Annotated in this window: 14 protein-coding genes; 7 read left to right on the forward strand and 7 right to left on the reverse strand. The window is 64.2% G+C overall.

From position 1 onward, the window contains the following. Positions 1-70: 70 nt before the first annotated feature. Together JQ632_RS10610 and JQ632_RS10615 are read right to left on the reverse strand one after the other, a co-directional pair. Positions 71-1492 (reverse strand): amidase, encoded by a 1422-nt coding sequence (locus tag JQ632_RS10610; RefSeq protein ID WP_212402252.1) that lies wholly within the window; start codon positions 1490-1492, stop codon positions 71-73. Positions 1493-1631: 139 nt separating this feature from the next. Continuing rightward, positions 1632-2408 carry an SDR family oxidoreductase gene (locus tag JQ632_RS10615; protein WP_212402253.1) on the reverse strand — a complete coding sequence of 259 codons (777 nt, stop codon included), beginning with the start codon at positions 2406-2408 and terminating at the stop codon, positions 1632-1634. A gap of 162 nt (positions 2409-2570) precedes the next feature. On the opposite strand from JQ632_RS10615, the gene JQ632_RS10620 reads away from it, so the two are divergent. After that, positions 2571-3644 carry a tartrate dehydrogenase gene (locus JQ632_RS10620; protein WP_212402254.1) on the forward strand — a complete coding sequence of 358 codons (1074 nt, stop codon included), beginning with the start codon at positions 2571-2573 and terminating at the stop codon, positions 3642-3644. A gap of 179 nt (positions 3645-3823) precedes the next feature. Here the strand turns inward: JQ632_RS10620 and JQ632_RS39415 are convergent, their stop codons facing one another. From JQ632_RS39415 to JQ632_RS10640, 5 genes are all read right to left on the reverse strand, one after another. Next, the gene (locus tag JQ632_RS39415) at positions 3824-4141 is read right to left on the reverse strand and encodes a suppressor of fused domain protein (RefSeq protein WP_249151690.1); all 318 of its coding nucleotides are present in this window, start codon (positions 4139-4141) and stop codon (positions 3824-3826) included. Between the two features lie 36 nt (positions 4142-4177). Then, the gene (locus tag JQ632_RS39420; protein ID WP_249151691.1) at positions 4178-4477 is read right to left on the reverse strand and encodes a hypothetical protein; all 300 of its coding nucleotides are present in this window, start codon (positions 4475-4477) and stop codon (positions 4178-4180) included. Between the two features lie 66 nt (positions 4478-4543). Beyond that, complete coding sequence (locus tag JQ632_RS10630; RefSeq protein ID WP_212402255.1) at positions 4544-5455, reverse strand: NAD(P)-dependent oxidoreductase; 912 nt, start codon at positions 5453-5455, stop codon at positions 4544-4546. 15 nt (positions 5456-5470) lie between these two features. Then, positions 5471-6721, reverse strand: a complete 1251-nt coding sequence (locus JQ632_RS10635; RefSeq protein WP_212402256.1) for a Zn-dependent hydrolase — start codon at positions 6719-6721, stop codon at positions 5471-5473. Positions 6722-6836: 115 nt separating this feature from the next. Then, positions 6837-7754, reverse strand: a complete 918-nt coding sequence (locus JQ632_RS10640) for a LysR family transcriptional regulator (protein ID WP_212402257.1) — start codon at positions 7752-7754, stop codon at positions 6837-6839. A 119-nt stretch (positions 7755-7873) separates the two neighbouring features. Between JQ632_RS10640 and JQ632_RS10645 the strand changes: the two genes are divergently transcribed. The 6 genes from JQ632_RS10645 (at position 7874) to JQ632_RS10670 (ending at position 13501) form a co-directional block, all read left to right on the forward strand. After that, positions 7874-8689, forward strand: a complete 816-nt coding sequence (locus JQ632_RS10645; RefSeq protein ID WP_212402258.1) for a putative hydro-lyase — start codon at positions 7874-7876, stop codon at positions 8687-8689. Between the two features lie 90 nt (positions 8690-8779). Next, positions 8780-10024 (forward strand): ABC transporter substrate-binding protein, encoded by a 1245-nt coding sequence (locus JQ632_RS10650; protein WP_212402259.1) that lies wholly within the window; start codon positions 8780-8782, stop codon positions 10022-10024. A 205-nt stretch (positions 10025-10229) separates the two neighbouring features. Beyond that, positions 10230-11108 carry a branched-chain amino acid ABC transporter permease gene (locus tag JQ632_RS10655; protein WP_212402270.1) on the forward strand — a complete coding sequence of 293 codons (879 nt, stop codon included), beginning with the start codon at positions 10230-10232 and terminating at the stop codon, positions 11106-11108. Next, the gene (locus JQ632_RS10660) at positions 11108-12085 is read left to right on the forward strand and encodes a branched-chain amino acid ABC transporter permease (protein WP_212402260.1); all 978 of its coding nucleotides are present in this window, start codon (positions 11108-11110) and stop codon (positions 12083-12085) included. Before JQ632_RS10655 ends, JQ632_RS10660 begins: the two co-directional genes overlap by 1 nt. Continuing rightward, complete coding sequence (locus tag JQ632_RS10665; RefSeq protein WP_212402261.1) at positions 12082-12813, forward strand: ABC transporter ATP-binding protein; 732 nt, start codon at positions 12082-12084, stop codon at positions 12811-12813. The genes JQ632_RS10660 and JQ632_RS10665 overlap by 4 nt, the downstream gene beginning before the upstream one ends. Next, positions 12797-13501, forward strand: coding sequence for an ABC transporter ATP-binding protein (locus JQ632_RS10670; protein WP_212402262.1), 705 nt, complete (start codon positions 12797-12799; stop codon positions 13499-13501). The genes JQ632_RS10665 and JQ632_RS10670 overlap by 17 nt, the downstream gene beginning before the upstream one ends. Positions 13502-13586 lie beyond the last annotated feature (85 nt).

Here is a 13586-nt window from a genome sequence, read left to right on the forward strand (position 1 = left end):
AGGAACTCCCTTCTCACCTCGCCCCGCTTGCGAGGCGAGGGGGCACACCGAGTGCGGGGTGTGCGGGTCTCTACGCCTTAACCCGCGGATCGATCGGCGTTGTGCCGCGCACGCCCAAAATGTCTTCCAGCACCTTCGCGCCGGCGAGCACCTTGGCATCGCCGCGCGGCGCCGCCACGATCTGCACGCCGACCGGCAGGCCGGATGCGGTGAAGCCGCAGGGCAGCGACAGCACGGGGCAGCAGACCAGGGTGAGCGCGTAGACGATGCCCAGCCACTCGATGTAGTTCTCGAACTGCTTGCCTGCGCATTCCGCAACGTAGCGGTTCTCGATCGGGAAGGGCGGCACAATGGTCGTGGGCGTCAGGAGAAGATCGTAGGTCTTGAAGAACTCGACGGTTCGTGCAGTCATCGCGACGCGCTGCGCCTCGGCGCGCGTGATCTGGTCGACGGTGAGTTTCAACCCTTCCTCGATGTTCCAGATCACCTCGGGCTTCAGCAGGTCGCGCTTCTCGCGTAGCAGTTTCGCCTTGCTCATCGCAAAGTCGAGCGCGCGCAACACGTGGAAGCACTCGTGCGCCTCGCGCAGATCCGGGTGCGCTTCCTCGACGATCACGCCCGCTTCCGCAAATCGTTCCGCGGCCTTGCGGGTGATGGCGACGACCTCGGGACCCACGGGTGTGATGCCGAGATTGGGCGAATAGGCGATGCGCTTCGGCTTATGGCCGGAGCGCGCCGCCGACAGGAACGAGGTTACCGGCGAGGGCAGTGACAGCGGATTGGCCGCGTACTCGCCGCTCATGGCGTCGAGCAGCAGTGCGACGTCCTCGACGTTACGCGCCATTGGCCCTTGCTGACCGAGATTGCGGTCGATTCCGGCGGCGGGAGTATGTGCGACGCGGCCGATGCTCGGCCGCATACCGACGATGCCGCAAAAACTCGCCGGGCTGCGCAGGCTGCCGCCCATGTCGGAGCCGTGCGCGAGCCAGGCCATTCCGGTTGCGAGTGCTACAGCTGCACCGCCCGAGGAGCCCGCGGCCGATTTCGTCGTATCCCAGGGATTGAGGGTTGCGCCAAAGACCTCGTTGAACGTGTTGGCACCGGCGCCGAATTCCGGCGTGTTCGACTTGGCGTAGACCACCGCGCCATTGCCTTCGAGATTCTCGACCAGAATGTCGGAGCGCACCGGAATATTATCCTTGAAGATCGGCGAGCCCTGGGTGTTGAGCACGCCGGCAACGTCAGTCAGGTCCTTGATCGGCACTGGGAGCCCTGCGAGCAACCCGCGTGCACCGGCCGGCTTCTGCATCAGCGCCTTGGCGTTGGTCCGCGCGCGGTCGAAGCAGAGTGTCGGCAGCGCATTCACCTGGCCATCGACCTCTCCGATGCGTTTCTCCAGCACATCGAGCAGCTCGAGCGGCGTGACGTCGCCGGAGCGAAGTTTCTCGACGACGGTGCAGGCGGTTTCGCGGATCAGGTCTTGAGCTGACAATGAAGTACTCCCGTGATTGTTCTGTGTTCCGTCATTGCGAGCGCAGCGAAGCAATCCAGAGTCCCTCCGCGGAAAGATTCTGGAATGCTTCGCTGCGCTCGCAATGACGGTGAGTGGGCGTGCATGATCGGCGCCGGACTCAACCCCATCCCGCGCTGATGCCGCCGTCCACCGTGTAGATCACGCCAGACGTATAGCCGGAACGATCCGAGGCCAGAAACGCCATGAGGTCGCCGATCTCGCGCGCATGCGCGGGACGGCCGAGCGGCAGGCCTTTCTGGAATTCCTGGTAGCGGTTCTCATCGCCGAACTGATGCTTTGCGCGCGTCTTGAGTAGCGTCACGTGACGGTCGGTGCCGACTGGGCCGGGATTGATGCCGACCACGCGGATGTTGTCGGCGAGGCTCTTGCCTCCGAGCGCACGGGTGAAGGCCATCAGCGCGGCATTGCCGGCGCTGCCGCAGACATAGTTGGCGTCGAACTTTTCGCCGGCCGCGCCGATGTCGTTGACGATCACGCCGCCGCCGCGCGCCTTCATCTGCGCGTAGATCATGCGGGTGAGGTTGATGTAGCCGAACACTTTCAGGTCCCAGGCGTGCCGCCAGGTCGCCTCGTCGATCTTGTCGATGGAGCCGCCGGGAATGTCGCCGGCATTGTTGACGAGGATGTCGATGTCGGCTGCGTCCCTGGCGAGCCGCGCGATATCCTCGCTCTTGCGCAGGTCTACCACACTTGCGGCGGCATCGATCTGGTGGGCGGATCGCAAGCGCTCGCAAACCGCGTTCAACTGGTCGCCACTGCGGGCGGCGAGCAGGAGATGGCAACCTTCCTCGGCAAACGCCTCGGCCGCGGCGGCGCCGATGCCCTTTGAGGCGCCCGTGATCAGGACGCGCTTGCCACGCAGATGCAGATCCATGGGATATCTCGCGGGAACGGGAGGCAGGATCAAACCAGTAGGCGGCTGATCACGCCACGGTCAACATTGCAGTGCAGCGTTGCGCTGCCGGCGCGTTTGGTCCATTGCAGGACAATCGCGCAAGCCGCATGGTCCGCCCCGCCCACAACCAGGATTTTCGCAATGAGCAAAAAGCAATACCGGATTGCAGTCATTCCCGGCGACGGCATCGGCAAGGAAGTGATGCCGGAGGGCCTGCGCGTGCTGGAGGCGGCGGCCAAGAAACACGGCGTATCCGTGCATTTCGACCATTTCGACTTCTCGTCCTGGGACTATTACGAGAAGCACGGGCAGATGATGCCTGACGACTGGAAGGACAAGATCGGCAAGCACGACGCGATCTACTTTGGCGCGGTCGGCTGGCCGGCCAAGATCCCCGATCACGTCTCACTGTGGGGCTCGCTCATCAAATTCCGCCGCGAGTTCGACCAATACGTCAATTTGCGTCCGGTGCGGCTGATGCCCGGCGTACCGTCGCCGCTGGCGAACCGCAAGCCCGGCGATATCGATTTCTGGGTGGTGCGCGAGAATACCGAGGGCGAGTATTCATCCGTCGGCGGGCGCATGTTCCCGGACACCGACCGCGAGTTCGTGACACAGCAGACCGTGATGACCCGCGTCGGCGTCGACCGTATTCTCAAGTTCGCCTTTGAGCTCGCGCAGTCGCGGCCGAAGAAGCATTTGACCTCGGCGACCAAGTCGAACGGCATCTCCATCACCATGCCCTATTGGGACGAGCGAGTGGAGGCGATGGCCAAGAAGTTCCCGGGCGTGAAGTGGGACAAGTACCACATCGACATTCTCACGGCGAACTTCGTGCTGCATCCTGACTGGTTCGACGTCGTGGTCGGCTCGAACCTGTTCGGCGACATCCTCTCCGATCTCGGCCCCGCCTGCACCGGGACCATCGGCATCGCGCCGTCGGGCAACATCAATCCCGAAGGGAATTTCCCGTCGGTGTTCGAGCCGGTGCACGGCTCGGCGCCGGATATCGCGGGGCACGGCATCGCCAACCCGATCGGCATGATCTGGTCGGGCGCCATGATGTTCGAGCATCTCGGCGAGAAGGAAGCCGGCAAATCGATCGTCGACGCCATCGAGCGCACGCTCGCCGAACGCACGCTGCGCACCAAGGATCTCGGCGGCAACGCCGACACGACGGCGTGCGGCAAGGCAGTGGCGGAGATGGTGGATTAGGCCGAACTGCCGCAACATTCTCCAATGTCGTCCCGGCGAAAACCGGGACCCATAACCCCAGGGAGAAGTTGTGGCGCTTAGCTGGCAATTGCGAGTCTTCGCATAACCACGTCCTGTGGTTATGGATCCCGGATCTGCGCGCGCTTTGGGCGCGCTTGTCCGGGACGACATCGAGAGACCTACACGTACGACCGCCGCTGCGGATCGAAGATCGGCGGGTAGTCATTCTCATCGAGCAGGTCGAGAAACGCGTCGAGGCCGTCGGTCCTGATCAAATTGAGCTCCCGGTCGGAGATCAAATTGACAGTGAGGATCTCGACCTCGTCGCCGCCGATCGTGAGCGCTTCCGCGGTGCGCTGATCCGGGCCGATGACCGGCGTGAAAAACAGGAACGTCCTGAAATCCGAGCCAACGAGAGGTGGCGTTGGCATCGGCACCCGGTCGCCGAAAGCGAAGCTCGTGCTATCGATGAAGGGAAGGCGTGCGAGCCAGCGCAAATTGGTGCAAATCTCCTGCGTCGGCTCTCGGGCATATCACATCAGTTCGGCGCGAGGCTTGATCGCGTCCCCGCCGCCTCGGTCCGTCTGCGGCAAGCGCCGCTCGCTCATGCCGTTGGTCAGCAGGACGTAGCCCTTATCCGAGCCCTCTTCGCAGTCCGGCACGAAATCGCGGCCGAAGGCGTGGATGTCGATGCGGATCTCCCCGGCGTCCGCAAAACTGTGCTCGGGCTGGTCGAGCTCCTGCTCATAGATGGCGAGCCGCTGCTGATAGAAATCGGCCGCTTGGGCGGGCTCGCTCGAGCCGGACAGGAATCGGGTGAGACGGGAGAGCATGTGAACCTCGGGGACGGGCGCGCTCCCGATAGTCGCGAGGTCACGCCGTCCGGTTCAAACCCCGCTCTACCCCTTCACGATCCGCCGGCAATGCACCAGCGCTGCCTCGATCAGATTTTCGCTCGCTTCCGGCGTGCGGAAGGCCGAATGCGCGGACAGCGTGACGTTCGGGATTTTTGTCAGCTCGTGGTCGGCCGGCAGCGGCTCGGTGTTGAAGACGTCGAGGCCGGCATGGCGGATGTGGCCCGACTTCAGCGCGTCGATCATAGCCGTCTCGTCGACAATCGCGGCGCGCGCGGTGTTGACGAGGATGACGCCGGGCTTCATGCGGGCGATTTTCTCGCGCGTAATCATGCCGCGCGTGTCGTCGTTGAGCAGGAGGTGGAGCGACACAACGTCGCTCCTGGCCAGCACCGTGTCGAGATCGGTGAACTCGACCCCCGGGTAGCTCTTCGGCGAGCGGTTCCAGGCGATCACCTTCATGCCGCTGCCGGACGCGATGCGCGCGACCTCCGCGGCAATTCCGCCGAAGCCCACGAGGCCCAGGGTCTTGCCGGTGAGCTGCATGCCGTCCTCGCGCAGCCAGTTGCCGACCCGCATCTCGCGATCCATCATCGCGATCACCCGCGCCGAGGCCCACATCAGCGCGATTGCGGATTCCGCCACGGCCGTGTCGCCATAACCCTTGATCAGATGTACGGAGATGCCGAGCTCGGCGAGCTCCTCCGGATTCATGTAGCTGCGCGCGCCGGTGCCGAGGAAGACGACGTGCTTCAACCCGGCGCACTTTTTCACGACCTCGGTCGGCAGCGCCGTGTGGTCGACGATGGCGATCTCGGCGCCGTCGAGGATTTCGGGGTACTGCTCCGGCCTGATATCGGGATCCCGGTGGATGCGCACCTTGGGTTCGCCGGGCTTTTCCAGCCGCTCCATGATGACGGCAAGCGATTCATTGGCGTCGACGAAAACTGCGCGCATTGCAGGTTACTCCGATCAGGATGCGACGCCGGCGAGCGCCAGCACGGTATGCATCAGCACATTGGTCCCGGCGGTGCAGTCGGCCTGCGTGGCATCCTCCAGCTCGTTGTGGCTGATGCCGTCCTTGCAGGGCACGAACACCATCGCGGCCGGCATGACTGTGTTGAGGTTGCAGGCGTCGTGGCCGGCGCCGGAGGTGATGCGGCGGCTGGAATAGCCGAGCGTGGTCGCCGCGCTCTCGACGGCCGCGACCAGTTTGGGGTCGAAATGCGTCGGCGGCTTGCGCCAGACGAGGTCGAGCTTTACCTCAACCTTGCGGCGCGCGGCGATCTCGGCGACGGCCGCGCGCAGGTCGCGATCGAGCGCATCCAAAATGGTGTCGTCGGCGCTGCGGGTATCGACGGTGAAGGCAATTTCGCCGGGAATGACATTGCGCGAGGGGCTTGCGATTACGGCTTCGCCGATGGTGCCGACCGCCTTCGGCCCATGCTTTTTCGCGATCGACTCCATCGCCAGCACGATTTCCGACAACGTCGCCAGCGCATCGCGGCGCAGCGGCATCGGGGTCGAGCCGGCATGGCTTTCGAAGCCGGTGATGTGGCCGTCATACCAGAGCACGCCCTGGCCGGAATCGACGACGCCGATGGTCTTTTCCTCCGCCTCCAGAATAGGTCCCTGCTCGATATGCAGCTCGACGAAGCAGCCGAGTTTCTGGAAGCCGACCGGCTTGTCACCGCGATAGCCGATGCCGTCGAGCGCCTGGCCGACGGTGACGCCCTCGGCATCCTTGCGCGACAAAATGTCGTCGGTGGTGAAATCGCCGACATAGGCGGCCGAGGCCATCATCGCGGGCGCAAAGCGCGAGCCTTCCTCGTTGGTCCAGTTGACCACGCAGATCGGCGCCTCGGTCTCGATGCCCGCGTCGTTCAGCGTGCGGATGACTTCGAGCGCGCCGAGCGTTCCCAAGATGCCGTCATACTTGCCGCCGGTCGGCTGCGTATCGAGATGCGAGCCAACGCCCACCGGCGGCTTCGACATATCTCGACCCCGCCGCAGCCCGAACATCGAGCCGAGCGCATCGACGTGCACCTCGAGCCCTGCATCCAGGCAGGCCTTGCGGAACCAGTCACGGACCTGCTTGTCTTCGGCGCTCAGCGTCAGCCGCCGCACGCCGCCCTTTTGTGTCGCGCCGAATTGCGCGGTCTCGTGGATGGAGCCCCAGAGACGCGCGGAATCGATTTGCAGGTTGGTGGCGGCTCGGCTCATGCGTCAGTCCATTTCAGCTGTCATTCCGGGGCGCCCGAAGGGCGAACCCGGAATCTCGAGATTCCGGGTTCTCGCTTCGCGAGCCCCGGAATGACGAAGAAAGTCCGGCACTCGTTCAATGACGCGCCGCCGCCGCCGCGTCAACCGCAACGCCGCCTTGTGCAATTTGCCGTGCCAGGTTAGCGACGCGTTCGATCGCGACGACGTCGGGGGAGGCGAGCCAACTCGCAGTGAAGGTGAGGGGCGCGATCTTCAAATCCGTGTTGAGAAGCTGCAACCGTCCGTCGGCAAGCTCCCTCTCGACGATCGCCGCCGGGATGACGGCGATGCCGAGCCCTTCGACCGCCATATGGATGACGGTCGCAAGCGATGCACTCGCATGCAGGCGGATCGGCGGCAGATCGGGCCGGTCGAACACCTCGCGCACCACTTCGTAGGGCCGCGTCTTGCGCGGAAAGGTGATGATCGGAAACCGCGCGAGATCGTGCGTGGTCACCGGGCCCTTGCCGAGCCCGAGCGAGGGGCTTGCGAGAAAGCCGATCGGATAATCCGCCAGCACACGATTGTGCACGCCGGATGCCGACAACGGCCCGACCACGAAGGCAAGCTCGATCTCCTGGGCGAGCAGGTGCTGCGTCAGGTTCGGCGTGATGTCGACCTCGATCTCGAGCGACAGGTTCGGATAGATCTGGTTCACGCTCTTCACGAGTCGCGGGAGCCAAGTGTGCACGATGGTTTCGGCGACGCCGAGACGCATCACTCCGCGCATCGCGGAGGCATCGCCGATCTCCGCCAGCATCTCCGCGCGCAGGCCGATCAGCTTCTCTGCATAGACCATCATCTGCCGTCCGCTCGGCGTCGGCGACGCCACGCGATGATCGCGATTGAGAAGCTTGACGCCCATCTCGCGTTCGAGCTGGGCGATGCGCTGGGAGATCGCCGGCTGGGTGGTATTGAGCCGTTGGGCGGCGCCGCGGAAGCTGCCGAGCTTCACAACCCAGAGGAATGTCTCGATCGACCTAAAGTCCAGCATTGGAAGGATTTTCCCGATCGATAAATCAGATTTATCGAATACGATTAGAAAGGAAGATTAGACTTTATAGCACGCCTGGTGTTGGCTGTCCTTGTCGAGATTGTAGGCAGGTCGATCAAATGACTGTTTTGGTGGCAGCGCAGCAAACTGAAACAAGCGACACCCTTCCGAGTCGTGAGGCGCGCCTCGCCTACCGCGGCGGACTGGTCGCCTCCACCGCCGGCATCGCCCCCGGCTTCGTGCAGGGCAACCTGGCGATCCTCCCCGAAAAATACGCCAGCGCCTTTCACCGCTTCTGCCAGCTCAATCCAAAACCGTGCCCGATCATCGGCATGTCCGACGTCGGCAGCCCGCACATTCCGGCACTCGGCGCCGACCTCGATATCCGCACCGACGTGCCGCGCTACCGCGTCTGGCGCGACGGTGAAGTCGTGGACGAGCCGACCGACGTGACCAAACACTGGCGCGACGATCTCGTGACCTTCGTGCTCGGTTGCTCGTTCTCGTTCGAAGAGGCGCTGCTCGACGAGGGCATGCCGATCCGCCACATCGAGCACAATGTGCGCGTGCCGATGTATCGCACCAGCATCGCATGTTCCGCGTCCGGTCCGTTCGCCGGTCCCATGGTGGTGTCGATGCGTCCGTTCAAGCCGGCGGATGCGATCCGCGCGGTGCAGATCACCTCGCGCTATCCCGCCGTGCACGGCGCGCCCGTGCATCTCGGCCATCCCCATCTGATCGGCATCAAGGACATCGCAAAGCCCGACTATGGCGATCCCGTGCCGGTTGCCGACGACGAGATCCCGGTGTTCTGGGCCTGCGGTGTCACGCCGCAATCGGTGATCAACGCCGCAAAGCTCCCGTTCGCGATCACGCATTCGCCGGGCCTGATGCTGGTGACGGATCTGAAGAACCGGAACATGGCCGTGATCTAGTGGGCAGCGCGTGCTGCTTCTTCGGGCTTTACGCCTTCGGTCAATCGCTCCATTCGATGGGTTGAAGAATTAAGTAACAGGGGAATTGTCATGACGATCACTCGCCGCGATGTCTTGCTCGGAGCTACCGCCACCGCCGCCCTCATGCCACTCGCCGCACGCGCACAGACGTCGGAAGTCGTGATCGGCGTCATCTATCCGTTCTCCGGCGCCAGCGCCCAGCAGGGCGTCGATGCGCAGAAGGCTTACGAGACCGCGCTCGAGGTCATCAACAAGGACACCGATTTCGATCTGCCGCTCGCCAAGGGCGAGGGCCTGCCGGGCCTCGGCGGCGCCAAGGTCAGGTTGGTGTTCGCCGACCACCAGGCCGATCCGCAGAAGGGCCGCGCCGAAGCCGAGCGCCTGATCACGCAGGAGAAGGTTTGCGCCGTCATCGGCACCTACCAGAGTTCGGTCGCCGTCACTGTCAGCCAGATCTGCGAACGCTACCAGATCCCGTTCGTCTCGGCCGACAACTCCTCGCCGAGCTTGCATCGCCGCGGCCTCAAGTATTATTTCCGCGCCTCGCCGCATGACGAGATGTACTCGGCCGCGATGTTCGACTTCTTCGACGCGCTGAAGAAGAAGGGCACCAAGATCAACACGCTGGCGCTGTTCCACGAGGACACCATCTTCGGCACCGACTCCGGCAATGCCCAGGCCAAGATCGCCGCCGAGCGCGGCTACAAGATCCTCGCCGACATCAAGTACCGCAACAACTCGCCCTCGCTCTCGGCCGAGGTGCAGCAGCTCAAGAGCGCGAGTGCCGACGTGCTGATGCCCTCGAGCTACACCACCGACGGCATCTTGCTGGTCAAGACCATGGCTGAGCTCGGCTACAAGCCGAACGCGATTGTGGCGCAGGACGCCGGCTTCTCCGAGAAGGCGCTCTATGACGCCGTCGGCGACAAGCTCGAAGGTGTGATCTCGCGAGGCACCTTCTCGCTCGACCTGGCGCAGAAGCGCCCGATGGTCGGCAAGATCAACGAGATGTTCAAGGCGAGGTCGGGCAAGGATCTCAACGACCTGACCTCGCGCCAGTTCATGGGCCTGATCGTGCTCGCCGACGCCATCAGCCGCGCCAAGTCGACCGAGGGCGAAAAAATCCGCGACGCGCTCGCCGCGACCGATATTCCGGGCGACAAGACCATCATGCCCTGGAAGCGCATCAAGTTCGACGAGATGGGCCAGAACAACGACGCCGACCCGGTGCTGCTGCAATATGTCGGCGGCAAGTTCGTCACCATCTTCCCGCCGCAGGCCGCGATTGCCGAAGCGACCTGGCCGATGAAGTAGGCGCGCCGATGTCGTCCCGGACAAGCGCAGCTCTTGGCAACGCGCAGCGTTGTCCAGAGCGGAGCGCAGATCCGGGACCCATAGCCACAGGCAGGCGTTTTGCGATGACTGGCTGTTGCTCATCCGACTGAAGCATTCGTGGTTATGGGTCCTGGCTTTCGCCAGGACGACGGTGAATTCAATTTTTGACGGGGGACCAGGGGTGCTGACAGCCGAAGCCATTATCCAGAGTCTGGCGAGCGGCCTGTTGATGGGGCTGCTCTACGGATTGATCGCCGTCGGGCTTGCGCTCATCTTCGGCCTGATGGACGTCGTGAACTTCGCCCATGGCGAGTTCCTGATGATCTCGATGTACGCGACTTTCTTCCTGTTCGCGTTCTTCGCGATCGACCCTTTGCTGTCGGCGCCGCTCGTCGCCGCGGCCATGTTCGTGTTCGGGGCCGTGGTCTACCTGTTGATCGTGCGCTTTGCGATGCGGGCCAAGGCCAATGCGGGCATGGTGCAAATTTTTTCCACCTTCGGCCTTGCGATCGTGATGCGGGGGCTGGCGCAATTCTTCTTCACGCCGGACTATCGCAGCATCCCGCAGTCCGCGCTCGGCGGAAAAACCGTCTCGATCGCCGGCATTTTCCTCCCCGAGCCGCAACTCGTCGGTGCGCTGCTCTCGATCGCCGCCTTCGGCGCACTCTATCTCTTCATCAACCGCACCGATTTCGGTCGCGCGCTGGAAGCGACCCGCGAGGACCCCGGCGCGGTTGCGCTGGTTGGCATCGACAAGAATCGCGTCTTCGCGCTCGGCTGGGGTCTCGGCGCCGCGCTGGTTGGTCTGTCAGGCGCCATCATGGCGATCTTCTTCTACATCTATCCCGATGTCGGTGCGTCCTTTGCGTTGATCGCTTATGTCACCGTGGCGCTCGGCGGCTTTGGCAGCGTGTTCGGCGCTTTTGCCGGTGGCATCATCGTGGGCCTCGTTGAGGCGACCACCGCACTGATACTACCGCCGTCGCTGAAATCGGTCGGCATCTACGCCGTTTACCTTCTCGTAGTCTTCATCCGGCCGCGCGGCCTGTTCGGGTCGATGTGATGGACAAGAATTTTGCCACGCGGCGCCGCCGCGACCTCTTCGTAGCCGCCGCCCTCGCGGTGATCGCAGCCCTCGCGCCGCTGTTCGTGAAGGATGTCTACGTCCAGAACATCCTGATCCTGACCCTGATGTATGCGGCGCTGTCGCAGAGCTGGAACATCCTGTCCGGCTATTGCGGGCAGATCTCGCTCGGCCACGCGCTCTATTTCGGGTTGGGCGCCTACACCACGGCGCTCCTGTTCATGAAGTTCGGCGTGCTGCCCTGGTTCGGCATGCTCGCGGGCGGGCTGCTCTCGGCGCTGATCGCGATGGGGCTCGGCTATCTGTGCTTCCGCCTGCGCGGCCATTACTTCGTGATCGCGACCATCGTCATTGCGGAGATCACGCTGCTCCTGTTCCACAACTGGGACTGGGCGGGTGCGGCGCTCGGCATCGACATCCCGGTGCGCGGCGATAGCTGGCTCAAGTTCCAGTTCACGCGCAGCAAGTTGCCCTACTTCTATTTTGCGCTGGTGCTCGCCTGCGTCGCCTGGTTCGTCACCTGGTGGCTGGAAGACTCCAAATGGGGCTTTTGGTGGCGAGCGGTGAAGGACAATCCGGAAGCGGCCGAGAGCCTCGGCGTCGTCGTGTTCAACTCCAAGATGGGCGCGGCCGCGGTCTCCGCCTTCCTCGTCGCCGTCGGCGGAAGCTTCTATGCCCAGTTCGTCTCCTACATCGACCCTGAAAGCGTCATGGGCTTCCAGTTCTCGCTGCTGATGGCGCTGCCCGCTGTGCTCGGCGGTATTGGCACGCTCTGGGGGCCGGTGCTGGGCGCGGCGATCCTGATCCCGCTGACCGAGCTGACGCGCTCCTTCATCGGCGGTTCGGGGCGCGGTGTCGACCTCATCGTCTACGGCACGCTGATCATTCTGATCTCGCTGGCGCTGCCGCGGGGGCTGGTGAGCTTGTTCCCCTCGCGCAAGGGAGCCGCCCGATGACCGCGCTCCTGGAGACCCGCGGCGTCTGGCAACGGTTCGGCGGCCTCGTCGCCAACAGCGACGTCTCGATCTCGGTCGGGCGCGGCGAGATCGTCGGCCTGATCGGCCCCAACGGCGCCGGCAAGTCGACGCTGTTCAATCTCATCGCCGGCGTCTTGCCGCCGACGCAGGGTACGATCTGGTTCGACGGCGTGGACGTGACCCGCATGCCGGCCGCCGAGCGCTGCGTGCGCGGGGTGGGGCGTACCTTCCAGGTCGTGAAGAGCTTTGAGACCATGACGGTCATCGACAACGTCATCGTCGGCGCACTCGTGCGGACCACCGTGATGCGCGAGGCCCGCCGCAAAGCGCATGAGGTGCTGGAATTCACGGGCCTCGCCGGGCGCGCCGACGTGCTCGCAAGCGACCTCGTGCCGGCCGAAAAGCGCCGCCTTGAAGTCGCCCGTGCGCTTGCGACCGAGCCGAAGCTCTTGCTGCTTGACGAAGTCCTCACCGGCCTGACGCCGACGGAGGCGCAGACCGGCGTCGATCTCGTGCGCAAGGTGCGCGAGACCGGTGTCACCGTGCTGATGGTCGAGCATGTCATGGAGATCGTGATGCCGCTCGTCGACCGCGCCATCGTGCTTGACCTCGGCAAGGTGCTGGTCGAGGGCAAGCCCACTGACGTCGTCCGCGATCCCAAGGTGATCAGCGCATATCTGGGAGATCGTCATGCTCAGGGTGCATGAAGTCACCACCGCCTATCAGGGCCTGGTCGCGATCTCCGCCGTGTCGATCGACGTCGCCAAGGGTGAGATCGTCTGTGTGGCCGGCGCCAACGGCGCGGGCAAGTCGACGCTGTTGAAGTCCATCGCCGGCGCCGAGCGCCCGCGCTCGGGCACCGTGACCTTCGACGGCAAGCAGCTCGTCGGCATGGCGCAGCATCTGGTCACCGCGACCGGCATTGCGTACGTGCCGGAGAACCGCCGCCTGTTTCCGCGCCTCTCGGTGCGCGACAATCTCAGGCTCGGCAGCTATCTCTACCGCGGCGAGGCCGACCGCGAGGGGCCGCTTGATCTGGTCTTCAAGCTGTTTCCGCGTCTGTCCGAGCGCCTGGAGCAGCGCGCCGAGACGCTTTCCGGCGGCGAGCAGCAGATGCTCGCCATCGGCAGAGCCCTGATGACGCGCCCTCGGCTCTTGATGCTGGATGAGCCCTCGCAGGGCATCATGCCAAAACTGGTCGACGAGATCTTCCAGGCGGTGAAGCGCATCCGCGACGCCGGCATGACCGTGCTTATCGTCGAGCAGCGCATGGCCGAATGCCTTGAAATCGCCGACCGCGCCTACATCCTGCAAACCGGCCGCGTGCTGATGCAGGGCCCGGCTGCGGAGATCAGGACCAACCCGGACGTGCGCAAGGCGTATCTGGGGCTCTGACAGCCTCCGTAGATGGGGTAACGGGCCCCCTCGGCCTTCCAACCAAGCCGCGCTAGCTACGGCGCGATTTGGTGGCGCGCGTCGC

This window comes from Bradyrhizobium liaoningense, assembly GCF_018130955.1.
GTDB lineage: Bacteria > Pseudomonadota > Alphaproteobacteria > Rhizobiales > Xanthobacteraceae > Bradyrhizobium > Bradyrhizobium liaoningense_C.

Bases quoted from the DNA above. Each gene is read 5' to 3' on its own strand.
- JQ632_RS10615 (WP_212402253.1), bottom strand. From the start codon at position 2,408: ATGGATCTGCATCTGCGTGGCAAGCGCGTCCTGATCACGGGCGCCTCA.
- JQ632_RS10620 (WP_212402254.1), top strand. From the start codon at position 2,571: ATGAGCAAAAAGCAATACCGGATTGCAGTCATTCCCGGCGACGGCATC.
- JQ632_RS39420 (WP_249151691.1), bottom strand. From the start codon at position 4,477: ATGCTCTCCCGTCTCACCCGATTCCTGTCCGGCTCGAGCGAGCCCGCC.
- JQ632_RS10630 (WP_212402255.1), bottom strand. From the start codon at position 5,455: ATGCGCGCAGTTTTCGTCGACGCCAATGAATCGCTTGCCGTCATCATG.
- JQ632_RS10635 (WP_212402256.1), bottom strand. From the start codon at position 6,721: ATGAGCCGAGCCGCCACCAACCTGCAAATCGATTCCGCGCGTCTCTGG.
- JQ632_RS10640 (WP_212402257.1), bottom strand. From the start codon at position 7,754: ATGCTGGACTTTAGGTCGATCGAGACATTCCTCTGGGTTGTGAAGCTC.
- JQ632_RS10645 (WP_212402258.1), top strand. From the start codon at position 7,874: ATGACTGTTTTGGTGGCAGCGCAGCAAACTGAAACAAGCGACACCCTT.
- JQ632_RS10650 (WP_212402259.1), top strand. From the start codon at position 8,780: ATGACGATCACTCGCCGCGATGTCTTGCTCGGAGCTACCGCCACCGCC.
- JQ632_RS10660 (WP_212402260.1), top strand. From the start codon at position 11,108: ATGGACAAGAATTTTGCCACGCGGCGCCGCCGCGACCTCTTCGTAGCC.
- JQ632_RS10665 (WP_212402261.1), top strand. From the start codon at position 12,082: ATGACCGCGCTCCTGGAGACCCGCGGCGTCTGGCAACGGTTCGGCGGC.
- JQ632_RS10670 (WP_212402262.1), top strand. From the start codon at position 12,797: ATGCTCAGGGTGCATGAAGTCACCACCGCCTATCAGGGCCTGGTCGCG.